20 protein-coding genes and 1 tRNA gene are annotated in these 21773 nt (G+C 58.1%); 11 read left to right on the top strand and 10 right to left on the bottom strand.

Features of this window, described 5'->3' with window-relative positions:
* The first annotated feature begins 137 nt into the window (after positions 1 to 137).
* The 3 genes from A3754_RS02325 (at position 138) to A3754_RS02335 (ending at position 3795) form a co-directional block, all read left to right on the top strand.
* The gene (locus A3754_RS02325) at positions 138 to 1031 is read left to right on the top strand and encodes a glycosyltransferase family 2 protein (protein WP_063518749.1); all 894 of its coding nucleotides are present in this window, start codon (positions 138 to 140) and stop codon (positions 1029 to 1031) included.
* A 149-nt stretch (positions 1032 to 1180) separates the two neighbouring features.
* Positions 1181 to 2347: a lipopolysaccharide kinase InaA family protein gene (locus A3754_RS02330; RefSeq protein WP_231880446.1), complete on the top strand. Its 1167-nt coding sequence runs from the start codon at positions 1181 to 1183 to the stop codon at positions 2345 to 2347.
* Positions 2348 to 2349: 2 nt separating this feature from the next.
* On the top strand, positions 2350 to 3795 hold the full coding sequence (locus tag A3754_RS02335; protein ID WP_063537971.1) for a glycosyltransferase family 39 protein: 1446 nt from the start codon (positions 2350 to 2352) through the stop codon (positions 3793 to 3795).
* A gap of 3 nt (positions 3796 to 3798) precedes the next feature.
* Here A3754_RS02335 and lpxL read toward each other — a convergent pair whose 3' ends face one another.
* Both lpxL and A3754_RS02345 read right to left on the bottom strand, forming a co-directional pair.
* Complete coding sequence (gene lpxL, locus A3754_RS02340; RefSeq protein ID WP_063518752.1) at positions 3799 to 4713, bottom strand: LpxL/LpxP family Kdo(2)-lipid IV(A) lauroyl/palmitoleoyl acyltransferase; 915 nt, start codon at positions 4711 to 4713, stop codon at positions 3799 to 3801.
* Positions 4714 to 4720: 7 nt separating this feature from the next.
* Positions 4721 to 5887, bottom strand: a complete 1167-nt coding sequence (locus A3754_RS02345) for a hypothetical protein (protein WP_063518753.1) — start codon at positions 5885 to 5887, stop codon at positions 4721 to 4723.
* A gap of 188 nt (positions 5888 to 6075) precedes the next feature.
* On the opposite strand from A3754_RS02345, the gene hldE reads away from it, so the two are divergent.
* A complete protein-coding gene (gene hldE, locus A3754_RS02350; RefSeq protein ID WP_063518754.1) occupies positions 6076 to 7503 on the top strand; it encodes a bifunctional D-glycero-beta-D-manno-heptose-7-phosphate kinase/D-glycero-beta-D-manno-heptose 1-phosphate adenylyltransferase HldE in 1428 nt (475 codons plus the stop codon).
* A gap of 42 nt (positions 7504 to 7545) precedes the next feature.
* Here the strand turns inward: hldE and A3754_RS02355 are convergent, their stop codons facing one another.
* On the bottom strand, positions 7546 to 8565 hold the full coding sequence (locus tag A3754_RS02355; RefSeq protein WP_063518755.1) for an AraC family transcriptional regulator: 1020 nt from the start codon (positions 8563 to 8565) through the stop codon (positions 7546 to 7548).
* Positions 8566 to 8671: 106 nt separating this feature from the next.
* Between A3754_RS02355 and A3754_RS02360 the strand changes: the two genes are divergently transcribed.
* Positions 8672 to 10201 carry an NAD(P)/FAD-dependent oxidoreductase gene (locus A3754_RS02360; protein WP_063518756.1) on the top strand — a complete coding sequence of 510 codons (1530 nt, stop codon included), beginning with the start codon at positions 8672 to 8674 and terminating at the stop codon, positions 10199 to 10201.
* Positions 10202 to 10302: 101 nt separating this feature from the next.
* Here A3754_RS02360 and A3754_RS02365 read toward each other — a convergent pair whose 3' ends face one another.
* From A3754_RS02365 to A3754_RS02385, 5 genes are all read right to left on the bottom strand, one after another.
* The gene (locus A3754_RS02365; protein ID WP_063518765.1) at positions 10303 to 11091 is read right to left on the bottom strand and encodes a M48 family metallopeptidase; all 789 of its coding nucleotides are present in this window, start codon (positions 11089 to 11091) and stop codon (positions 10303 to 10305) included.
* 111 nt (positions 11092 to 11202) lie between these two features.
* A tRNA-Phe gene (locus tag A3754_RS02370) sits at positions 11203 to 11278 on the bottom strand.
* Positions 11279 to 11332: 54 nt separating this feature from the next.
* Complete coding sequence (locus A3754_RS02375) at positions 11333 to 11617, bottom strand: oxidative damage protection protein (protein WP_063518757.1); 285 nt, start codon at positions 11615 to 11617, stop codon at positions 11333 to 11335.
* A gap of 33 nt (positions 11618 to 11650) precedes the next feature.
* The gene (gene mutY / locus A3754_RS02380) at positions 11651 to 12727 is read right to left on the bottom strand and encodes an A/G-specific adenine glycosylase (protein ID WP_063518758.1); all 1077 of its coding nucleotides are present in this window, start codon (positions 12725 to 12727) and stop codon (positions 11651 to 11653) included.
* A gap of 85 nt (positions 12728 to 12812) precedes the next feature.
* Positions 12813 to 15023 carry an AsmA family protein gene (locus A3754_RS02385; RefSeq protein ID WP_063518759.1) on the bottom strand — a complete coding sequence of 737 codons (2211 nt, stop codon included), beginning with the start codon at positions 15021 to 15023 and terminating at the stop codon, positions 12813 to 12815.
* Positions 15024 to 15100: 77 nt separating this feature from the next.
* On the opposite strand from A3754_RS02385, the gene A3754_RS02390 reads away from it, so the two are divergent.
* The gene (locus tag A3754_RS02390; RefSeq protein WP_063518760.1) at positions 15101 to 17062 is read left to right on the top strand and encodes a sensor histidine kinase; all 1962 of its coding nucleotides are present in this window, start codon (positions 15101 to 15103) and stop codon (positions 17060 to 17062) included.
* Positions 17063 to 17084: 22 nt separating this feature from the next.
* Here the strand turns inward: A3754_RS02390 and A3754_RS02395 are convergent, their stop codons facing one another.
* A complete protein-coding gene (locus tag A3754_RS02395; protein WP_063518761.1) occupies positions 17085 to 17405 on the bottom strand; it encodes a GNAT family N-acetyltransferase in 321 nt (106 codons plus the stop codon).
* 100 nt (positions 17406 to 17505) lie between these two features.
* On the opposite strand from A3754_RS02395, the gene hisB reads away from it, so the two are divergent.
* From hisB to A3754_RS02420, 5 genes are all read left to right on the top strand, one after another.
* Entirely contained in the window at positions 17506 to 18111 is a 606-nt protein-coding gene (gene hisB, locus A3754_RS02400; RefSeq protein WP_063518762.1) for an imidazoleglycerol-phosphate dehydratase HisB, read from the top strand.
* Positions 18112 to 18134: 23 nt separating this feature from the next.
* On the top strand, positions 18135 to 18785 hold the full coding sequence (gene hisH / locus A3754_RS02405; protein ID WP_063518763.1) for an imidazole glycerol phosphate synthase subunit HisH: 651 nt from the start codon (positions 18135 to 18137) through the stop codon (positions 18783 to 18785).
* Between the two features lie 82 nt (positions 18786 to 18867).
* The gene (gene hisA / locus A3754_RS02410; RefSeq protein WP_007148976.1) at positions 18868 to 19608 is read left to right on the top strand and encodes a 1-(5-phosphoribosyl)-5-[(5-phosphoribosylamino)methylideneamino]imidazole-4-carboxamide isomerase; all 741 of its coding nucleotides are present in this window, start codon (positions 18868 to 18870) and stop codon (positions 19606 to 19608) included.
* 16 nt (positions 19609 to 19624) lie between these two features.
* On the top strand, positions 19625 to 20401 hold the full coding sequence (gene hisF, locus A3754_RS02415) for an imidazole glycerol phosphate synthase subunit HisF (RefSeq protein WP_007150815.1): 777 nt from the start codon (positions 19625 to 19627) through the stop codon (positions 20399 to 20401).
* Between the two features lie 150 nt (positions 20402 to 20551).
* Positions 20552 to 21439, top strand: a complete 888-nt coding sequence (locus A3754_RS02420; protein WP_063518764.1) for a bile acid:sodium symporter family protein — start codon at positions 20552 to 20554, stop codon at positions 21437 to 21439.
* Here the strand turns inward: A3754_RS02420 and A3754_RS02425 are convergent.
* On the bottom strand, positions 21424 to 21773 hold a 350-nt coding region (locus A3754_RS02425; RefSeq protein ID WP_197468390.1), incomplete at its 5' end, for a divergent polysaccharide deacetylase family protein. The two genes, A3754_RS02420 and A3754_RS02425, sit on opposite strands and share 16 nt — an antisense overlap.

Genomic DNA, 21773 nt, shown 5'->3' on the forward strand with positions numbered 1-21773 from the left:
TCTTTACGTGATGTGCTGACGGAAAAATCTGCTCTGCTGGCTGCCAGTCAGCGAGAAGGCGAAAAAATTTATCGCCGCTATTATGAAAAGACACCTCAATTTCCTCTGCAATTTAATCCGCACCCGGGGAAGGATATATGAGTGCCGGTTTTTCCGTTGTCATTCCTGCCTATAACTACGGTCATTGTATTGAACGGGCGGTGCAATCGGTATTGAGCCAGTCTTATTCTGATTTTGAGGTGTTGGTGATCAATGATGGATCTACCGACAATACCGATGAAATTATGAGGGCACTGGAGAATCAGCATTCTGATGTGCTGCGTTATATACCCCAGGTTAACCAGGGTTTGTCTGCGGTGCGTAATAGAGGTATTGAGGAAGCTCGATTCCCGTGGTTGATTTTTCTGGATGCGGATGACGAGATGTGTTCGGAGGCGTTGTTAGCACTGGAGAAATGTGCACAGGAAAGCCCTCAGGCTCGGCTGCTGATCGGTGGCCATTATTCCTGTAGCGGAGATGCCTGTGAGAAAATCAGACCAAGGCCCATTACTGCTGATTGTAAGAAAAACTTCGCTGCCTTCCTGGGGAAAAAATTAACCATATCTAATGGTGCCTGTGCTATGCACCAACAGTTGTTTGCAACGGTTCGCTATGACCCAAACTTGCGTCATACGGAAGATTTGCCGGTGTTCGCTCATGTGTTGGCAAACTATCCGGTGGCGGAGACACCAGAACCTATCGCTAAAATCCACAAGCATGCAGACAGTATGCGGCATGATGTGAGAGCTGCCCTGACGGTTGGTATGTCTCTGGAAGAGCGAATTTTTGATAATAATGGCCTGCCTGAGTGGGCGCAGAAAGAGCGCAAGAGTTATCGTGTTCGCAGATTGCTTTCACTGTTGAAGATCTGTGATCGAGCCAAGAGTTACAGCGATGTACGCGATTTGTATCGGCAGCTTTTTCGGGAGGCCCCCTTGACTGCTTTACAGCCTCGCTATTTGCGCCGTTTACTCAAGAGCCTGATGAAATGATCACGCTATCAGGTTTGCAGCATTGGTGCTGGAATGACGCTGGGCCGTTCTCTCTGGATATGGACGCAGGGCGATTGGTTGCTGAGGATGTTTTACGGCATTTGCCCGGCAAGAGGTTAGTGGTCCGAGGAACGTGGCAGGGAAAGAGCGTGATTGCCAAGCTGTTTTTTAATGACAGCAAAGCTGCTGGGCGGAATGAATATTCCTTGCTGGAAACCCTGGCGGCCCAGGGTGTCTGTGTGCCTGAAGCCTTGGCATTGCTGGAGCAGGATAACCATGCACTCCTGCTGATGGAGCCGGTGTTGGGTGCTGGGCTGGATGAATTACTTGCTGATGGCGTTGATTTGCCTTTGTTGAAGTCATTGCTGGATACGGTATGGGGGCTGTATAAGGCTGGGTGGATACAGACTGATCTGCATCTGGGGAATTTTCTGGTAAATGGTGATGGGGAGGTCGTTTGCCTGGATGCCGGTGCGATAAAGCCGGTCCCTTCACGGGGCGCTGCTGCATTGGCCGACAATCTGGCTCTCATGTGCGCCCAGGCGACATTGGCGTTACAGGCCCCGCTAATTCAGGAATGCCTTCATTTCATGAAGCATCATGGTGTGCGAAGCCGTGATTTTGAGGAACGTTGCCAGCACGCCTTGCACAGACGAATGGTGCAGGCCGATCGGAAATCGCAGCGGAACTGTTCTGCTATCTGCGTGGAGTCGACCAAGGACGGTGTTGTCTATAGTGATCGTATGGATCGGGGCGCGACGGGCTCTTGGTTGGCCTATTGCGAGAAGCCAGAAGCGTTGCCTTTGTTGAAAAAGGGAAGCCGCATCAGCGTTTATGCTAATGAGCACTGGGTGGTGAAGCATTATCGGGAAGTGGGCCTGAAAGCACGGCTTAAACAGAAAATGAAATGTTCCCGAGGGATGATCAGCTGGCGCCAGGGTTGGCTATGGGCCCTGTTGGGAATTCCGACGCCACGTCCAGTTATGCTGGTTGAATTTATCCGGGGAGAACGAGCAGGAACCAGCGTTATTGTTTTCCCCAAACTGGAATCGATCGCCTTGAGCCGGTTGATGGAGCAGCAGCGCTCCCGGGCGCAAGGTCTTGCAGAGAATGTGAGGCGGTGGTTGGAGCATTTTCTTTGGGCCGGGATTAGTCACGGTGATATGAAAGCACAGAATATCTTGGTCGATGAGGCGGACAGGATCAGTTTTATTGATCTTGATGGCGCAGGATTTAGTTCTCGTGCCCGCTGGGCACAAGTAAAAAATCAAAAGGACAAGTTGCGGTTCGAGAAGAACTGGGAGCAATTTCAGTAGCCATGATAAAAACACGCTTATGGTCAGTGGAAAACCCGAAGTCCCTTGCCATGCTGGCAGTGATAGGGAGTCTGGCCGTTTCCTTGCTGGCATTTATGACAGACCCGGTTCTGAACCGGGATGGGATGCTCTACATCGACCTGGCGACACAAATAGCGGCTGGGGAAATGCAAGGAAGCGTAACCGATACCTTTAACTGGCCGTTCTTTTCCTGGTTTCTGGCGGGTGTCATAAAGGTAAGTCCGTGGTCGGCGCTAACGTCTGCGATGATAGTGACTTCTCTCTTTGCTGCTGGAACTACTGCGCTGATGGTTTTGCTGTTGTCCCGGCTGGCGCAGGCGCCAGGGTGGCTGCTTTTGCTTTTCGTTATTGCATTGCCTGCCTTGAATGAATATCGGGCATCGGTGTTGAGAGACTGGCCAGCCTGGTGTTTTTCGCTGTTGGCGGTTTATGCCTGGTTTCGTTATGAAGATAAGGCCTCGGTGTGGTGGCTGTTGTCCTGTTTTTCTGCCATTGCCCTTGGGGTGCTTTGTCGTCTCGAGGTTGGAGCTGTGGCTGTTGGGCTGGCGTTGGCCGGGTTACTGATGCCGGAAAGAAACTGTAAAAAGCTGGCCGGGTTCTATGTTATGCCCGCAATCGGTGTGCTCGGACTTCTGCTTTTTCTGATTTTTAGTGACAGTGGAGCGGTGGGCAGGGTTCTTCATTATCTGAATGCGCTGAATATCGTTGACCGCTATCAGGAGTTTCAGCACTACGGCGATTTGCTTGCTGGAGCTGTTCTGAACAAGTTTTCTGATGAGTATGGTGGTCAGATTTTGTTCTGGGGGCTGATGACGATTATTCCCAGCAAATTAGTGATGCTGGTGGGGGCTCTGGTGCTGGCCATTTTTCTAAGACCCGTTGATTGGAAGAGTGGGGATCGCACTACCTATTTGGTGTTGTTCTATTTGTGGTTGGCAGTGTTGGTAATCTTTCTGGTGACCAGTTTGTTCTTGTCCTCCCGTTACGTGGTGTTTGCTGCTCTGATGTTTTTACCGTTCCTTTGGGTTCGGTTTTCACAGGCTTACCTTGGCGGAAGTGCCGTTTTCAGGCGGACGAGTGTGGTGGTTTTGGCCTTGTCTGCGTTGGCGACGTCCATCAGCAGTACGGGGCATGAAAAGGCCGCTCTGAGGGACGCGGGGCACTGGTTGGCCGCGCGTTCTGATCGTGTGGTTTACATCAATGATGGGCAGGTGAGTTTTTATGCTGATCAAGGATATTTCAGCTATGACACTGAGCCGTCGTTTCCGGCAACGGTAGCGCCGGGAAGCTTGCTGGCATGGCGCGTAGACCGCGCTGAGCAGGAACAGCTGTTAGCCTCTTTCCATTCCCGTTTCTCTCTGGAAAAAATCTTCGATAGTGACGGCGATGATGTGGTGGTGGTATTGGCCAGACAAAAGACGGATTGATCGTTACTTGTACGGAGATTGTCCGCTTTGCTGATGCTTGAACCGCTTGTGCACCCATAGGTACTGTTCCGGGTACTTGCGCACGTATCCTTCGATGGCGCTATTGATGCGAGCGGTATCCTGTTCATCGTCGCCGCAGGGAAAGTTTTCCAGTGCTGGCCCGAATTCGATTTCGTAGCGTCCGCCGGGTAAGCGATAGTGCGCGCAGGGGATGACTGCTGCCTTGCCCATGCGGGCGATGCGGCTGGTGGCGGTAATGGTGGCGGCGGGGATGCCGAAGAATGGCACATAGACTGCGTGGGCGGTGCCGTAGTCCTGGTCGGGGGCGTACCAGAGAATGTCGCCGTGGCGCAGCAGTTTTATCATCTGGCGAATCTCTTGCCTGTCTACGGTGCTTTTCACGTAATTACAGCGACCTTTATCGATCAGACGATCTATGACCGGGTTGTCGTTGGGGCGATAGACGGCGTGGAAGTCCAACACATAGCCAAGCAGGCGAGACCCTACATCAATGGAATTAAAATGCATGCCGAGCAGCAGGACTCCCTTGCCATCGGCGTGAGCCCGCTCGATATGCTCCATGCCTTTAATGGTCAGCCGTTTGTCCAGGTTGATACGGTGGTTGCTGAAGCTGCCTGCCATTTCCAGAATGGCTTCACCGGTGCTGGTCATGCAACGGCGGGCCAATGTTTCTTGCTCCGCCGGGTCCAATTCAGGGAAACAGAGCCGGATGTTGGTTTGCACAACATGTCGGCGTTTTTTGGCTAGGTGCCAGGCAAGGCGGCCAAGGCCACGCCCTATTGCGAGCAGCAGATTCCAGGGTAGTTGCCCGATCAGCCAGAACAGGCCTGCGCCCAGCCAGCTTGGGTACAGGCGAGGGTCTGAGAGCCGTGAGGGCCGGTTGGTGCGTTTTCCCATGAGGCTCTCAGCGGCTGTTTGGGCGGATGGCGGGGCGCTCGCTAAGGCGGGCCAGCAAGAGCGCCAGCGGTAGCCACAGGCTGAGCCAGCTGGCCTGGAACGGCACCAGCAAATAAGCACCGGCCGCGTAAGTCATGCACAGGCCGGGCACCACGGCAATGGTGTAGGCCGCATTCTCATGCCAGTTGATCTGGCGTTGCAGGAGTCCGGTAAACGGGCTCACCCAGCTGGCAATAAACAGCACCAGGCCGATCAGCCCAAGACCGTGGATCAGCAGCAGAAAGATATTGCGCGGATGGGCAAGCGTCAGCAAATGGCTGTCGTTGTGCCCCAGTACGCCATTCAGCGTTTCGTGGTTCAGTCCGTTACCGATCAGTGGGTGGGCAAAATAGTTGCTCACCGTCACGCTATGGCTGCCCTGTAGCATCAGGTAGAAGGCGGCGGCCAGCGGGATCAGGCTTAGCCAGCGGCGGGAGCTGCGGCTGGTCAGCCAGGCGATAGCAAACAGAATGCACATCAATCCCAGAGGCAAAGACGTCAGGCATAAAAAGCCGAACCCGACCCCCGCGCCAACCAGGCGGCGACCGCCTTTGCCCGATGCGCCTTCTTCCATGCCCTGTGCCAGCAGGATGAAGGTCGGTGCCACCATGGCCATCAGGGCCAGGGAGGGATCCAGGGAGGGCATGCGGAAAATCAGGTTGGCAGGTTCACTGAAGAGGGGGCTGCTGAATGGTTGGGTGGTGTAATAGCTGACCATCACCACCGTGGCCACCACCATGGCGCATAGCGCACCGTTGGCCATGGCTTGCTTGAAGGTGTTACGGAAATAGAGATGTAGCCAGCGGAACAGGCCCACCATGACTACGATCTGCACCACGCCGCGCACCGTCCGCGAGGAGTTGGGTTCCTCCGCCCAGGCCAGGCTGAGCAGGGCCCAGGCGAGTAACAGGTAGAGCGGAACCAGAAAGGGCGAGGTCATTAGCCGGTGGTCACCACTGACCACCGCGCGGGTAAGCAGGGTCAGGCCGGGCAGAAAGAACAACACATCGAGTACGTTGAGCAGGCCGATGCGGGAGTTGAACAGAAAAACACCGCTGAACATCACCGCAAATGACAATGTCAGCCACCAGCGTAACCAGCGACCTTGCATGATGTTGGGGGGCAGTGGCGGCATAGCGTGTCCTGTTGCTCCTAAATTGGCCAAGGGTTGCTGAATGATACCCTGACAGCGTGGCGATGCGTAATGGTTGTGCCCGGTCAGCAGGCAGTGGCGTGCCGGGAGTGTACTGTCAGAACCTTTTTGCCTCCACCGCTATGCTACAATTGCGGGCAATTCGGCTCTGTTGTCTTTTGGAGACATTGATGCAAAACCCGCAAATTCCTTCTTTTGCCCAGGCCCGCGTTCTGGTGGCTGGCGATGTCATGCTTGATCGTTACTGGCACGGCCCCACCGGCCGTATTTCGCCGGAAGCGCCGGTGCCGGTGGTGCGCGTTACCGAGCTGGAAGATCGCCCCGGTGGTGCCGCCAACGTGGCATTGAACATGGCCGCCCTGGGCGCCCGTGCAGAGCTGGTTGGGGTGACGGGCCGCGATGAAGCGGCCTCGATTCTGGAAGAGCGGCTGGCGGCGGCGGAAGTGGGTTGCCATTTTCAGAAAGTGGACGGGTTGCCCACTATTACCAAATTGCGGGTGATTAGTCGTCAGCAACAACTGCTACGGCTGGATTTTGAAGAGGCGTTCCACAGCCAGGATCCGGCGCCTTTTGCCGAGCAGGTTAAGCAGCAGTTAGCCCATTGCGGTGCGCTGGTGTTGTCGGATTATGCCAAAGGCGCCCTGCGTGACTGTCCCGGTCTAATCGCCCTGGCCCGCGAAGCGGGCGTGCCGGTACTGGTGGACCCCAAGGGTACCGACTTTGAGCCCTATCGCGGGGCGACTCTGCTGACGCCGAACCTGAGTGAGTTTGAGGCGGTGGTGGGGGCAGTAAAGGATGAGCAGGACCTGATTGAAAAGGGGCAGCAGCTGATCCGTGATCTGGACCTGCAGGCCATGCTGGTCACCCGCAGCGAGAAGGGCATGACCCTGCTGCGTGATGGCTTGCCAGAGCTGCACCTGCCGGCCCGGGCCCGGGAAGTGTTTGATGTGACCGGCGCCGGGGATACGGTGATTTCCGTGCTGGCAGTGGCGTTGGCGGCGGGTGCCGCCATGGAAGATGCGGTGGCGCTGGCCAACATCGCTGCTGGTATCGTGGTCGGCAAGCTGGGTACTGCTGTGGTGTCTGCGCCGGAACTGCGTCGTGCAGTGCATCAGGAAGGGGGCTTGGGTCGTGGTGTGATGACAGAGGAGCAACTGCTGATTGCCATCGAGGACGCCCGCGCCCAGGGTGAAAAAATTGTTTTCACCAATGGCTGTTTCGACATTATTCATGCCGGCCATGTGGGCTATCTGGATTCCGCCCGCCGTCAAGGTGATCGCCTGGTCTTGGCGGTGAACGGCGATGATTCCATTCGCCGCCTGAAAGGACCGGGTCGCCCCATCAATCCGTTGGAGCGACGAATGGCGGTGCTTGCCGCCCTGGAAGCGGTGGATTGGGTGGTGTCCTTTGATACAGACACCCCGGAGCCTTTATTGGAAGCCATCAAGCCGGATGTGCTGGTCAAGGGTGGTGACTACAGCGTGGAAGAAGTGGTCGGCCACGAGTTTGTGAAGCGCTATGGGGGCGAGGTGAAGGTGCTCGATTTTATCGACGATATTTCGACGACCAAAATCGTGGAAAGAATTCGTCAGGACTGACTCTGCAACGAAGCTGCTGTAGGCGCGCCTCAAGCGGCGCTCCTACTGCTCGGCCCCGGCTTCTTTGCGGTGACGGGCCGGTGTCTTTCCCGTCCACCGCTCAAAGGCCCTGACGAAGGCCGCTGATTCACTGTAGCCGAGCAATTCGGCGATCTGCGCCACGCTGCGGCTGGAGTCGCTCAGGTAGCGTCTGGCCTTGTCTTCCCTGACCTGATCCATGATGCCCTGAAAGGGGCGGGCCTCCTTGCTGAGCTGGCGGCGGAAGGTGCGTTCCGGGATGCCGAAGGCCTGGGCTACCTGTTCGGCGGTGGGGAAAGTACGCACGAACAGGCTCAGGTAGGCGCTAACCCGGTTTGCCAGATGCTCGGTGGGGGCTTCCCGGCGGGCCAGCATGGCCTCGCACTGTTCCCGATACATGTCCTGGGCCATCTTGTTGTAGCCGGGCATGCGTACCGCCATGTCCTCGTTACGGATCACCGCCTTGCAATAGGGCTGGTCGTAGCGCACCGGGCAGCCGAAATAGGCTTCGAATACGCCGGCATGATCGGGACGCGGATAGGGCATCCACACTTCCACCGGCTTGAGGTCCAGATTGAGCTGGGTCTGGATATCGTTGACCAGCTTGAAGGTGCCTACCATGTCGCGGTCGATCAGGGTGCGGCTCACCTCTGGAGGCAGGGGGATCGGGTGCAGTTCTAGGGCTGTGGTGGTTTCACCGGGGGCCAGCGCGATTTCCCCGTACAGGTAGGTCAGTGCCTGGTACTTCACCCCGAACTGGAACCCCTGGAAAGCGGTTTCACTGGTCATCAGCAGCATGGCCAGCTGGCCGTAACCGGCAAAGCCGAAACGGCTGCCCATTTCGAAGCCAAGCAGCGGATCGTCTACCTGTGGCAGCAGTTCAGTGAAGATCAGCAGTTCCCGGTCGCGGCCAATCTCGCTGCTCGGGTCCAGCTTGTTGCGATCCAGCCCATGGCGTGCCAGCACCGGCGCACAGTCGATGCCCTTCTCGTCTTCGAGCAGGTCGATGGTGTAGATGAGGGCGAGGATCGAGCGTTCAGACATGGCCGGAATTATCAATTTTTCAGTCAGGTTAACATGTATTCACTAAGCCTTGGCAAGGTTAGAGTGTTGCCATCGAGGAGCCCGTGAGTATCCCAGGAGAATACCTATGACAAGTCAGGCCAAGATCAATGTGAAAACCCGTCGCGTCAAAGTTGCCATCGTGGGCGGCGGTTTTGGTGGTATGTGCATGGCGATCAAGCTGCGCGAAGCCGGAATCGATGACTTCCTGCTGCTGGAGAAAGGCAATGGCATGGGCGGTACCTGGTACCACAACAGCTACCCAGGCGCCGCCTGTGACGTGCAGTCTCACATGTATTCCTTCTCCTTCGAGGGCAATCCGGACTGGAGCCACCGCTATAGTGGCCAGCAGGAAATCCACAACTACATTGAAGGTGTGAGCCAGAAGCACAACCTGCGTCAGTACACCCGTTTCAATGCCGAGGTGACCGGGGCCCATTTTGACGACCAGGCGGCCCTGTGGACCCTGAATCTGGCCGATGGCTCCCAGGTGGTGTGTCAGCACTGGGTACTGGCCAGTGGTCCCCTGCATGTGCCGTCGTTCCCCAAGTTCAAGGGCATGGATTCCTTCAAGGGCAAGATCATCCACTCCGCCCTGTGGGACCAGGACTATGACATGGCCGGCAAGAAAGTGGTGTCCATCGGTACCGGTGCCAGTGCCATCCAGTATGTGCCCCATGTGGCAAAAGAAGCGGGCCACCTGACCGTGGTACAGCGCACTCCGCCGTGGATTATCCCTCGCGATGAGCGTGCTTATTCCGGCCTGAGCAAGTGGGTATTCCGCCGCTTCCCGGCGCTGCGCAAGCTGCACCGTCTGCGCCTTTACCTGAGCAACGAAGCGCGCGTGCTGCCGATCTTCAATCCGCGTCTGGCCAAACTGGCCGAACCGGCGCTGAAAGCCTTCATCAATTACCAGGTGAAGGACAAGGAGACGGCACGCAAGTTGGTGCCCAACTACACGCTGGGTTGTAAGCGGATTCTGATTTCCAACAACTATTACCCCACCTTCAACCGCGACAACGTGGAGCTGGTCACCGAAGGGGTGAAGGAAATCCGGGAAAACAGCGTGGTGTTCAGTGATGGCACTGAGCAGCAGGCGGACTGCATTGTGCTGGGTACCGGTTTCATCGTGGATCCGCGTATCTACATGAAGGATTTCGAGATCACCGGTCTGCCGGGCCGTCGTCTGCAGGATGACTGGAAGGATGCAGCGCAGGCCTATCTGGGCACCACCGTGAGCGGTTATCCGAACATGTTCCAGCTGGTGGGGCCGAACACCGGCCTGGGCCATAACTCCATCATTTTCATGATCGAGAGCCAGGTGCGCTATGTGATGGATGCCATCACCAAGCTGGATAAGCGCGGTGATGCCTGGCTGGACGTGAAGCAGGACGTGCAGGATCGTTTCAATGACAAGCTGCAGGACGAGCTGAAGGGCACGGTTTGGCAGAACGGCGGGTGCATGAGCTGGTACCAACAGGCCGATGGCCGCAACACCGCCCTGTGGCCCCACGCGACCTTCCAGTTCATGGCCCGCACCTGGACCGTAAACATGAAGGATTACAACTGGCAGCCGGCGACCGAGAAGGTTTCCGTTAAGGAAGCCGTGGGCGGCTGACCAGGAAAGTTTCGAGTGACGAGAAGCGAGTTTCGAAAGGCGAAATCTTGTTGAGCATGTCTGGGTTCCGCAACTCGAAACTCGTGACTCGCTTCTGCTTCTTACCGTTCGCAATTCACTGGCGTGACTTGCTGGTAGAGCGGCAACACCGCCCCCATACGTTCCTGAAGGGCTTCGATGCGACTGTCATGGTTCGGGTGAGTGGAGAGAAACTCCAGTGGCTGGGCGCTCCCTGCGGCGGCCATATTTCTCCATAGTTCGGTGCTCTGCCGTGGATCGAATCCTGCGCTGGCCATCAGCTCCAGTCCCATCAGATCGGCCTCTTCCTCATGGCTGCGACTGAACGGCAGGGCGATACCCAGGTAGGCGCCTACGCCGAGAGCCTGCAGAATATTCTCGGTATCCGCATCCCCTTCGCTGAACAGCCCGATCACAAATAACACTGCCTTGATGCCAAGTTCCTGAGTGAGCCGTTCGTTGCCATGCCTGGCCAGCACGTGGGCGATTTCGTGGCCGATGACGGCGGCCAGCTGATCATCGCTTTGTGCTAGCTCCAGCAGCCCTTCGTTGACTCCAATCTTGCCGCCGGGGAGGGCAAAGGCGTTGGGGGTGGCATCGGCGAACACTACCACTTCCCAGGTGTCCGGCAGGCTGACCCCGGGAAAACGGGCGGGAATTCGTTGGATGAGCTGTTCCGCCACACATTGTGCTTCCCGGTTGGCACTCTCGTTGGCGCTTACCGGTAACTGCTGCTGCATCTGCACAAACGTCTGCTGGCCGAAGTCTGCCATCATCGATTCGGGGACCAGCGCCAGCTGCTCACGGCCGGTGGGTGTCTGGTCGCATCCGTAAAGCAGCAGGGGAATAATGATCAAGAGCGAACGATGCACGATGAGAGCCCGGTTGCCGTGAAGGTTTTTGCTCACGGTAGCGCAGGTGAAGGAAGTTGTGTAGCGGGATCAGAAACGAAAAAGGCCTCGCAATGCGAGGCCTTTTAAAGATGGTGCCCGGAGGCGGAATCGAACCACCGACACGGGGATTTTCAATCCCCTGCTCTACCGACTGAGCTATCCGGGCAATCAGGGCGCGTATTAAAGCTTCTGGAGGCGGATGCGTCAAGCCATTGGCGGTTCATTTGTTCGCATCGTGAGCAACCGGGGTGTATCCCTCGGCTTTTTCGTAGTTTTCATTGTTCAGAAAACGATCACGTTGCTCGTCCAGAAAGGCTCGCGCCTGTGGGTCCATCACGTTCAGGTGCTTTTCGTTGATCAGCATGGTCTGTTCGTGCAGCCATTCCTGCCAGGCCTTTTTCGAGACCGTCTCGAAGATATCCTGCCCCTTGGGGCCGGGGAAAGGGGGGCGGTCGAGGCCGTCCAGTTCAGTCTGGTATTTGCGGCACATTACCGTGCGGCTCATGGCAACTCCGTAAGCGGGTACATGTGGGGTGAACTATAACATGCGTGACTGGCGCGGGGCGTCGAGGCTTGCCAGCAGTTTCTTCACCGGCGCGGCCAGGCCCAGTGTGCCGGGAGATTGCGGGTCCACCCAGCGACCGTCACTGTCACGGGTGCCGGCTGGGACAACGGCCACTTCCAGGGGGGCGATGTCCAGGTGATAGTGGCTGAAGGTGTGCCGGAACGGGTCCAGTGGCTGGCTATCAGCACGGGCATCGAAAGCACGGGCTCTCAGGGCGTCGTCCATCTGTGACTCATCGTCGGTTTGTGGAAAGCACCACAGGCCGCCCCAGATGCCTTGCTGAGGGCGCTGTTCCAGCCAGACCCGGCCGTCACGGTCGCGCAGGATAAGCATGACGGTGGTGCGTACTGGCAGGGCCTTTTTCGGTTTCTTGCCGGGGTAATCCTGGGGATTGCCGTTGGCATGGGCTTCGCACCCTCGGTTTACCGGGCAGCTGGCGCAGTCGGGTTTGCCCCGGCGACACAGGGTGGCGCCAAGGTCCATGATCGCCTGGGTATAGTCCGCCAGCCGTGCGCGGGGCGTGTAGTGTTCAGACAGTTCCCAGAGCCGGCTTTCGACCGGTTTTTTGCCCGGCCAGCCGGGCACGGCGTGCAGGCGGGCGAGCACCCGTTTCACGTTGCCATCCAGAATCGGTGCACGCACGCCACGGCTCTGGGCAAGAATGGCGCCGGCGGTGGAGGGGCCAATGCCGGGCAGGGTGGCCACTTCCTCAACGGTATCCGGGAATTCGCCCTGATAGTTTTCCAGCAGTTGCTGGGCGCATTTATGGAGGTTGCGGGCGCGGGCGTAGTAACCGAGCCCGGTCCACAGGTGCAGCACCTCATCCTGCTCCGCCAGTGCCAGTGTTTTCACATCCGGGAAGCGCGCCATAAACCGCTCGAAGTAGGGAATGACCGTGCTGACCTGGGTCTGTTGCAGCATGATTTCCGATACCCACACCTGATAAGGCGTGCGCGGGTGCTGCCAGGGCAGATCCTGGCGGCCATGCTGGTCGTACCAGTCGAGCAGGGCCTGGCTGAAATCTTGCGGGGTGAGGGATGTGCTAGGCATGACACTCCGGACAAAAAACGGCGGAGATGGGCGTTTGCCCATCTCCGCCTGCGTGTTGCTGGCTGCGTGAAGCCTGCAGCGTCTCTTAATTAAACAGCTTCTTGAGGCCGTCCTGTAGCTGTTTGTTCACTTCTTCCTTGGCTTTCTTCTGGGCGGCATCCTTGAGGACTTCTTCGGTGGTGTCGCCTTCGCCGTCAATGCCGAACTTTTCTTTCAGCTTGTCTTTGGTGGCGTTGGCGGCGACCTGTTTGCCGATGTCCTTGAAGCCGTCCTTGTCCGGGCCGCACCATTTGGCGGGGCTGCCACCCAGGTTGCCTTCGCAGCGCAGCGGCCAGGTGGTGCCGGTCAGGTACTTGGAAGTGCCCAGCTCTGGCGACTGCATGCCGATTTTCAGGTCGAAGTCCTGGTTGAGGATATTCATCCAGCCATTACCGGTGATTTCCCCTTTTTGCAGTACCGCAGACAAGCTGTCCAGATACGCCACGTTCTTGTCCAGCCGCGCCTTGGATTTCAGGTCGAGAATCTTGGTGTCCTCGGACAGGGCGCTGGGTAACTTGCCGGATTCCTGGCTGGGAATCAGAGCGGTGGCCAGGCCCTGGAACTGGCCGAGCATGTCGTTCACGCCGCCAACCAGGGTGCTGTACAGGTTCAGGCCGCGCACGGTGGTGTCAGCCAGTGACAGGTCGATGGTGCCCTTGGCGGAGTTCATCAGCGCTTTTTCGCTGTTGCCGCTGGCGCTGTAGCTGCCCGTCATGTCGAACACCCCTTTGGCCAGATCATCCTCCAGAGCCATTTGTACCAGCGGCTGAATCTGGACGCTGGAAACGGTGTTGCTGGCGCTGATTTTCGGGGTGCTGCCGGAGGCATCCAGTTTGGCTTTGGCGCTGAAGCTGCCGCCCAGGGTGCTGCCGCTGGCGCGGGTCAGCTGCAAGACACCGTTTTTGGCGCTGACGGCAAATTTCATGTCGCTGGCGGTAATGCTGTCGTATTTCACGGTGCCAATGGCCAGTTCGCCGTCCACCAGCAGTGGGCGCAGGGTGTCCACCGGGATCAGCTCGTCACTGGACAGGCTGGCGGTTCCGCCGGTTTTGCCACCGCCGGCTGCGGCGGTTTCGCTATCGCCACTGGCAGGCGGCATGTAGCCGTCCAGGGTGATCTTGTCGAGCACCAGGTCAAAGATGATCTTGCCACTTTCCAGGCTGGCCAGGCCGGCGCTGCCGCTGAGGGTGCTGTCATCCAGGGTCAGGGTCAGCGGGCTGGCCATGACGCTGCCGGGCTCGCCGCCCAGGGTGGCGTCCAGGGCAATCTTGCTCAGTGCCTGGCTGTCGGTGGTTTCGATGGGCGCTTCGCCAATCGCTTCCAGCACCTTGTTGGCATCGAAGGGCGCGGTGGCCAGCTTGCCGCTGAGCTGCATGTCGCCGGTGAGGGCGCTAATGTCCACGTTGCCTTTGGTCTCGGTGCCGGCAGCTTGCAGCAGCAGGTCCTTGATGGAGACGGTGTCCTCGTTCAGGTTTACATCCAGATTCTGTTCCAGATGCACATCCACCGGCATGGTGGTGGCGCCGGCGATATTGGCATCCAGTGTCATCGGGTTGAGGACAAAATGGTTATTGTCGATATCGGCGGCCAGTACCGTGTCCAGATTCATGTCCACGCGCATGTCGCTCTGGTCCTGATAGCGCAGGGACATCTGCAGCGGGAAGGGTTCATCCAGGTTCACGTCCTGGGCATTCAGATTAAAGTGCTCGACGACGATGTCGGTGCCATCGGCGGTGCTGCGGTAGCGAACCTTGCCGTCGCTGACCACGACTTTGGGAATGGTCAGCGGAATGTCCAGGCTGCTGCTGCCCTCGTCTTCGGCCGCCGGTTCTTCTTCAGTGGCGGTGTCTTCTGCCGGCGTCTGCGGGCCGATCTGCTCCCAGTTGGCGCCGTCCGGGCCGTCCACCAGGTTTACATTCAGGCCGGCCAGGGTGATGCCGTCCATTTCCACCTGGCCGTACAGCAACGGTAATACGGCAACGCTGACGCTGGCTTCGTCGAGGGCGGCGAACAGTTCTTCGTCATCGGCAATGCGGGCTTCGGTGCGGCCAAGACTCACGCCCAGCGAGGGCCAGAATTGCCAGGCCAGGTCACCCTGAATGTCCAGTGTCAGGTTGGCCTGTTCCTGTGCCTGTTTCTCGATTTCCGGCTTGAACTCGTTGGGATCAATCACCTGCGTGATCACAAAAACAGCAATAGCTAATAGCACAATGATGGCAAACAAAGTGATCAGCAAAATTTTTAACAGGCGTCCCATGTAGCACTCCTTGCGCGTTGGTCGTTGGACCGTGATTATAGCAGTGGGGATTCACTGGCCATACCGTAGCATTATTCATGATTGTTATTGTGAAGTTAGGGGAAGAACGTTTGCGAAAGTTCCATGTTGTTGTCTTGATGGCGCTGCTTTTGGTGGGGGGCATCGTGCGTGCCGAGCCCATTGCACTGGTTTCGGCGGGAGACGGCGTTCAGTTGGGTGCCCGGGTGGATGTGCTGGAGGACCCGGAAGGCAATTGGACCTTGAGTCAGATTCGTGACCAGTTCGCCAGCCGTTTTCGCCAAAGTGACAGTAATACCCTGAATTTCGGTTTTACCAAAAGTACCATCTGGCTGCGTTTTCAGCTGGATGCCAGCCAGATGGATGGGCGTAGCTGGTTTCTGGTGGAGCGCTACCCCATTCTCGATGAGCTGACCCTGTTTGTGCCGCAACCGGATGGCGAGTTCCGGGAGTATGAGGTGGGGGATACGCGTCCCTTTGGGCGGCGGCCCATGGATCACCGGTCTTTTGTGTTCAATCTGGAATCGCTGCCTGACGGGGTGAGTGAGTACTATATCAAGGTCCGAGGCAAGGGCGCATTGAACATGATGCCCATGCTTTACAGTGCCAAGGGGCTGGTGGAATACACCTATCTGGAGCAGTTGCTGCAGGGGCTGTTCTACGGTTCGTTGACCATCATGCTGATTTACAACCTGCTGTTGTTTCTGTCCCTGCGTGACAATGTGCACCTGCACTTTGTGGTGTTTCTTGCCGGGGTGCTGTTTTTCAATATCTGCGTCAGTGGTTTCGGGCTTCAGTATTTGTGGCCGGAGACCCCCAGGATCAATGAATATTTCTGGCTGACCACCTATACCTGCGGGTTGGCGCTGGCATTGTATTCGCGCCAGTTCCTGCAGCTGGCCCAGCGCTTTCCGCGCTATGACCGATTGCTGAAGCATTACCTGATTCTGATCGGGGTGGCGTTTGCGCTGCAGTGGGTGATTCCGCCACCTTATTCCTATCACCTGTCCACCGTGGTGGTGATGATGACGGTGGTGCTGTTCAGCTGGCTGGGTTGGGTTGTGTGGCGCCAGGGGTTCCGGGTGGCGCGCTTGTATGTGCTCGCCTGGTCGGTGTTCCTGCTTACCGTGTTCCTGTATGCCATCGGCAATCTGGGCTTGATTCCTTATAGCGTGATTGTTCCTTACTTGCCGCATTTCGGCGCGCTGTGGGTGGTGGTGATGTTGTCACTGGCGCTGGGCGACCGGATCCGGTTTCTGGAAAGCGAGCGCAAGCAATTGTCTGTGGAGGCACAGCAGAATCTGGAGCGGCACCTGGCGGATATCGAACAGATGAACCAGGACAAGTCCATGTTCCTGCAGTACATCAGCCATGAGCTGAATACGCCGATCAACTGGATTGGCGCTGCCGATTCGCTGGGACAGTCCGGGCAGGGGCCGGGTGAGAAAGAGGTGGATGTGTGGGCCATGGTGCGCAAGGGGCAGCGGCGCCTCACGGGAATCGTCAGCACCTCGCTGCGTTATTTTGACCTTTCCGACCGCCACCAGCCGCCGTTGCAGGGGAGTTGTCAGCCCATGTGGATGCTCGACGCCATTCTGCGTGACCAGGCGGCGCGGATAGAGGCCTGTGGCGTGGCGGTGCGCAACCGGATCTCACCGAATTTGCAGGTGCGTGCCTGTGAAGGGGAGTTGCGTGAAGTGCTGAGCATGGCGCTGGATAATGCCCTGCGCTTCAGTGCCGAAGGCGGCAGCGTGGAAATCAGCAGCGCGGTGGATGTGCCGGCGGGCGATGCCGAGCTATGCATCCGTGATGAGGGGAAAGGCGCTACCGCAGATCAGCTGGAGCACATTCTCGAGCCGTTCTTCGTGATGGGGTCGCGTCACCATGAGGAAGGCTTTGGCCTGTCCCTGGCCATGGCGAGGGTGATGGTTGAGCAGGTGGGCGGTTCTCTGTGGGCACAAAGCGCTGGCCCCGGGCGGGGCTTTGCGCTGCATATCCGGCTGCCACTGGCTCAGTTATAGGCCACGCTGAGCATGTAAGGCGTTATTCAGAGGTTCCCTGGCAGTGGTCTGGCAGGGCGAGCGTTTCTCCCAGCTGCTGGCCGATCAGGCGCAGAAAATCCTTGCCCACGCCGCGCCCCTGAGTGGCCGGATGCACGACCATCCAGGCCAGCTGCGGCTGGTTTTCTTCTATCAGGGCGATAGCCACGCGCTGGCCATTGAAGTGGGCAGCGAACAGTCGTCCTTGTCCTTCAGTCACCGCATCGGCCAGCTTCTGGCGGTATTGCGGGGCATCACGCAGTACCTTGGCAAAGGCCTGACATTGTTCCTGAGAGAGGGGGTGGGCCTGAACGCTGATCGGCATGGTGAAACTCCGCTGGTTTTGGGGGGTCGGTGCTGCTGCAATGGTGTCAACAGGCTCTCAGGCTGCGTATAATAGCCGGTCCAATGCCTGGGAGGTATAGATGAGCAAGCGAAGCGCTACCGTAGAGCGCAACACCCTGGAAACTCAGATTCAAGCCACCATCAGTCTGGATGGCACCGGTCAGTGCAAACTGGATACCGGATTGCCGTTCCTCGAGCACATGCTCGATCAGGTGGCACGTCATGGTTTGGTCGATCTGGATATCAAGGCCAAGGGTGATCTGCACATCGATGCCCACCATACGGTGGAAGATATCGGCATCACGCTGGGTCAGGCCTTCGCCAAGGCCATCGGTGACAAGAAAGGGGTGCGCCGTTACGGTCACGCCTATGTGCCTCTGGACGAAGCCCTGTCACGGGTAGTGCTGGACCTGTCCGGCCGTCCGGGCCTGGAAATGTTTGTGGATTTCACCCGGGGCAGCATCGGTGGCTTCGACGTGGACCTGTTCTATGAGTTTTTCCAGGGCTTCGTGAACCACGCCATGATTACCCTGCATATCGATAACCTGCGCGGCAAGAATGCGCACCACCAGGCTGAGACCGTGTTCAAGGCCTTTGGCCGCGCGCTCCGTATGGCGGTGGAGCCGGACCCGCGCATGGACGGTATTACCCCGTCTACCAAGGGTACCCTCAGCGAAAGCGAGTAACCGTACAGCACAGGCTCCCGAATATGAGTGAAGTCGTTGCCGTTATTGATTACGGCATGGGTAACCTGCACTCCGCAGGCAAGGCGCTGGAAAAGGTCGCCAATGGCCAGACCATCATCATCACCGGCGACCCGGATCAGGTCCGCGCGGCGGACCGGGTGGTCTTTCCCGGTGTGGGCGCCATTCGTGACTGCATCGCCGTTCTGAAAGACACGGGCCTGGATCAGGCGATTCGGGATGTGGCGAAAGCCGGCAAGCCATTGCTGGGGATTTGCGTCGGCATGCAGGCGATGATGGCCCGCAGTGAAGAAAATAACGGCGTGGATTGCCTGGGTATTTTCGACGGGCAAGTCACGTTTTTCGGTGAGCTGTTCAGCGATACCGGCACCCGTTTGAAAGTGCCGCACATGGGCTGGAACCAGGTACAGCAGGGCATGGCGCACCCCATGTGGGCGGGGATCGACAACCATGCCCGCTTTTACTTTGTGCACAGTTACTGCGTCACCGGCCTGCCCGACGAGGCAGTGGCCGGGCGTTGCGACTACGGCCTGACTTTTGCTGCTGCGGCTGTCCAGGGCAATGTGTTTGCCGTGCAGTTCCACCCGGAAAAAAGTGCTGACGCCGGTCTGACGCTGCTGGAAAATTTTCTGCGCTGGCAACCTAAGATCAACTGACAGTTGATAGTGGACAGTTGACAGCGATAAACCCGTTTCATCCGTTGCCTTCCTGTATGGCAGCCCAGTTTGAGAAATCACTATGCTTTTGATTCCTGCCATCGACCTGAAAGACGGAAAATGTGTTCGCCTGAAGCAGGGTCGTATGGAAGACGACACCGTGTTCTCCGATGACCCGGTTGCCGTGGCCAGCCACTGGGTGGAGCGTGGTGCCCGCCGTTTGCATCTGGTCGACCTGAATGGCGCCTTTGCCGGTGAGCCGGTGAATGGCGAGATCGTCAAGGCGATTGCCAAGGCCCACCCGGATCTGCCAATCCAGATTGGTGGCGGTATTCGTAGCCCGGAAATTATTCAGGCCTACCTGGACGCGGGAGTGCAGTGGGTGATCATTGGTACCAAGGCGGTGAATGAGCCGGCATTCGTCAAAGCCATGTGTGAGCAGTTCCCCGGCCACATCATCGTGGGCCTGGACGCCAAAGACGGCAAAGTGGCTACCGATGGTTGGGCGAACGTGACCGATGTGGATGTGATCGATCTGGCGAAACAGTTCGAGAACGATGGCGTCTCCGCCATCGTCTACACCGATATCAGCCGCGACGGCATGTTGCAGGGCGTGAATGTGGATGCCACCGTGAGACTGGCCCAGTCCATGTCGATTCCGGTGATCGCCTCCGGCGGCATTACCAATCTGGACGACGTGCGCAACCTGTGTGCGGTGGCTGACCAGGGCATCAGTGGTGCCATTACCGGACGTGCCATCTACGAAAACACCCTGGACTTTGCCGAAGGCCAGGCGCTGTCCGATGAGTTGAGCGGCGCCTGAGCGCCGGGGACGTATTATGGGTTTAGCCAAACGCATTATTCCTTGTCTTGATGTGGACGCCGGCCGTGTGGTCAAAGGCGTGCAGTTCGTGGACATCCGCGATGCCGGTGACCCGGTGGAGATTGCCAAGCGTTATAACGATGCCGGCGCCGATGAAATCACCTTTCTGGATATCACCGCCAGCCATCAGGAGCGCGATACCACCCTGCACACGGTGGAGCAGATCGCCAGCCAGGTCTTTATTCCGCTTACCGTGGGTGGCGGCGTGCGTGCGCTGGAAGATATTCGCAACCTGCTGAATGCCGGGGCCGACAAGGTGGCGATCAACTCGGCGGCGGTACATAACCCGGAGTTTGTCCGTGAAGCGGCGGAGCGGTTTGGTTCCCAGTGTATTGTGGTTGCCATCGACGCGAAAAAAGTCAGCGCGGAAAGCGACACCAACCGCTGGGAAATCTTCACCCACGGCGGCCGCAAACCTACAGGCCTGGATGCGGTGGAGTGGGCACGCAAGATGACCGATTACGGTGCCGGTGAAATCCTGCTGACCAGCATGGATCGTGATGGCACCAAGAACGGTTTTGACATCGCGCTGACCCGTGCCATCTCCGATGCGGTGCCGGTGCCGGTGATCGCCTCGGGCGGGGTCGGCAATCTGCAGCATCTGGTGGACGGCGTGCAGCAGGGCGGCGCCGATGCGGTGCTGGCGGCGTCGATCTTCCACTTCGGCGAATACTCGGTGCAGCAGGCCAAGGAATTCATGCAGTCAGCCGGCGTGGAAATGCGCCTGGGCTGATGGTCGCCGAGCCTTCTTTCGGCTGGATTAACCTCCTGTCACAACTTTAGCCGCTACGTACTGGCTATAAATGAAACCCTGTTTTACTCTCGAGGTTTTGGGGGCGCTGCCCCCGTTGAAAGACCATAAAAAAATCACGGGAGAGTTGTAATGGGTTCAGGTGCGTTGATTGATATCGGGCTGCCGTTATCGTTGTTTTTGATCATGGTGGGGATGGGCATGACCCTGACCCCCAAAGATTTCCGCGAAGTTGTCATTGCCCCGCGTGGCACCTTCTATGGCCTGGTCTGCCAGATACTTTTGCTCCCGCTGATCGCCCTGGGTGTGGCGCTGGCGCTGGACCTGTCGCCGGCGCTGGCGGTGGGGCTTATTGTGATTGCCGCCTGCCCGGGTGGTACTACCTCCAATCTGTTTGTCTATCTGGGGCGCGGTGATGTGGCCCTGTCCATTGTGCTGACGGTGCTTGCCAGCCTGATCACCATTGTCACGCTGCCCGCGTTTACGGGCTGGGCCCTCGAGCGTTTTCAGGACACCGCCAGGACCCTGGAACTGCCGGTGATGCGCACCATCATTACCCTGTTCGTGATCATCTTGCTGCCCGTGGCTATCGGCATGGCTATCCGCCACTTTCGTCAAGGCTGGGCAGAAAAAGGCGAAAAAGCGGTGGGCCTGTTGGGGTTGGCGGTGATGGTGGCGGTAATTGCACTATTGCTGGTGGAGTTGGGTGATGAGGCTCTGGTGCTGTTCAAGCAGGCAGGTGTATCGGCCATTGTTCTCAATCTGGCTGGTATTGTCCTGGGCATGGTGGGGGGCCGGGTGATCGGCTTGAGCCGTGATCAGGCGTTCACCGTGGCCATCGAGCTGGGTATCAAGAACGGTACGCTGGGGCTAATGGTGACCCTGACTCTGCTGCATTCCGAGGCCATGTCTGTGCCGTCTGCGGTTTACGGTGTGCTGATGTTTGCTTTCGGTTTCCTGATGATCGGTTACGCCAAACTCACCGGTATTGGCAAAAACCGGGATCAGGACCCGGCGTGAGCGTCGCTCCCGGTGGTGGCTGTGGTCACTGGCGGGGTGCTCAATAGCATGGACACCGGCACTACCTCAATGCCGGCGTCTTGCATCAAGGGCAGAACCTGCTGCAGGTAGTGCACGGTTTCCGGGTACGGGTGGCCGATGGCAATCGCCTGGCCGCGTTGCCGGGCCAGCCGGATCAGCCGGTTGAACTGCTCATTGATGCTGACCAGATTGCGTTCATTATCCAGAAAGACATCGCGCCCGGCGTGGGATAGCCCTACCTGCCGGGCCACCTGCTGTGCCACGGAGTGACTGCTGGTGCGGCTGTCCACAAAGAACAGCTGGTGCGCCTTCA

It is taken from the genome of Alcanivorax sp. HI0083 (assembly GCF_001635175.1).

What these genes read in the sequence shown, in the direction of transcription:
- A3754_RS02360 (WP_063518756.1), top strand. Translation starts at nt 8,672, where the DNA reads ATGACAAGTCAGGCCAAGATCAATGTGAAAACCCGTCGCGTCAAAGTT.
- hisA (WP_007148976.1), top strand. Translation starts at nt 18,868, where the DNA reads ATGCTTTTGATTCCTGCCATCGACCTGAAAGACGGAAAATGTGTTCGC.
- A3754_RS02390 (WP_063518760.1), top strand. Translation starts at nt 15,101, where the DNA reads ATGATTGTTATTGTGAAGTTAGGGGAAGAACGTTTGCGAAAGTTCCAT.
- A3754_RS02355 (WP_063518755.1), bottom strand. Translation starts at nt 8,565, where the DNA reads ATGTCTGAACGCTCGATCCTCGCCCTCATCTACACCATCGACCTGCTC.
- A3754_RS02420 (WP_063518764.1), top strand. Translation starts at nt 20,552, where the DNA reads ATGGGTTCAGGTGCGTTGATTGATATCGGGCTGCCGTTATCGTTGTTT.
- lpxL (WP_063518752.1), bottom strand. Translation starts at nt 4,713, where the DNA reads ATGGGAAAACGCACCAACCGGCCCTCACGGCTCTCAGACCCTCGCCTG.
- mutY (WP_063518758.1), bottom strand. Translation starts at nt 12,727, where the DNA reads ATGCCTAGCACATCCCTCACCCCGCAAGATTTCAGCCAGGCCCTGCTC.
- hisB (WP_063518762.1), top strand. Translation starts at nt 17,506, where the DNA reads ATGAGCAAGCGAAGCGCTACCGTAGAGCGCAACACCCTGGAAACTCAG.
- A3754_RS02335 (WP_063537971.1), top strand. Translation starts at nt 2,350, where the DNA reads ATGATAAAAACACGCTTATGGTCAGTGGAAAACCCGAAGTCCCTTGCC.
- A3754_RS02385 (WP_063518759.1), bottom strand. Translation starts at nt 15,023, where the DNA reads ATGGGACGCCTGTTAAAAATTTTGCTGATCACTTTGTTTGCCATCATT.
- hisH (WP_063518763.1), top strand. Translation starts at nt 18,135, where the DNA reads ATGAGTGAAGTCGTTGCCGTTATTGATTACGGCATGGGTAACCTGCAC.
- hldE (WP_063518754.1), top strand. Translation starts at nt 6,076, where the DNA reads ATGCAAAACCCGCAAATTCCTTCTTTTGCCCAGGCCCGCGTTCTGGTG.
- A3754_RS02395 (WP_063518761.1), bottom strand. Translation starts at nt 17,405, where the DNA reads ATGCCGATCAGCGTTCAGGCCCACCCCCTCTCTCAGGAACAATGTCAG.
- A3754_RS02325 (WP_063518749.1), top strand. Translation starts at nt 138, where the DNA reads ATGAGTGCCGGTTTTTCCGTTGTCATTCCTGCCTATAACTACGGTCAT.
- A3754_RS02375 (WP_063518757.1), bottom strand. Translation starts at nt 11,617, where the DNA reads ATGAGCCGCACGGTAATGTGCCGCAAATACCAGACTGAACTGGACGGC.
- hisF (WP_007150815.1), top strand. Translation starts at nt 19,625, where the DNA reads ATGGGTTTAGCCAAACGCATTATTCCTTGTCTTGATGTGGACGCCGGC.
- A3754_RS02345 (WP_063518753.1), bottom strand. Translation starts at nt 5,887, where the DNA reads ATGCCGCCACTGCCCCCCAACATCATGCAAGGTCGCTGGTTACGCTGG.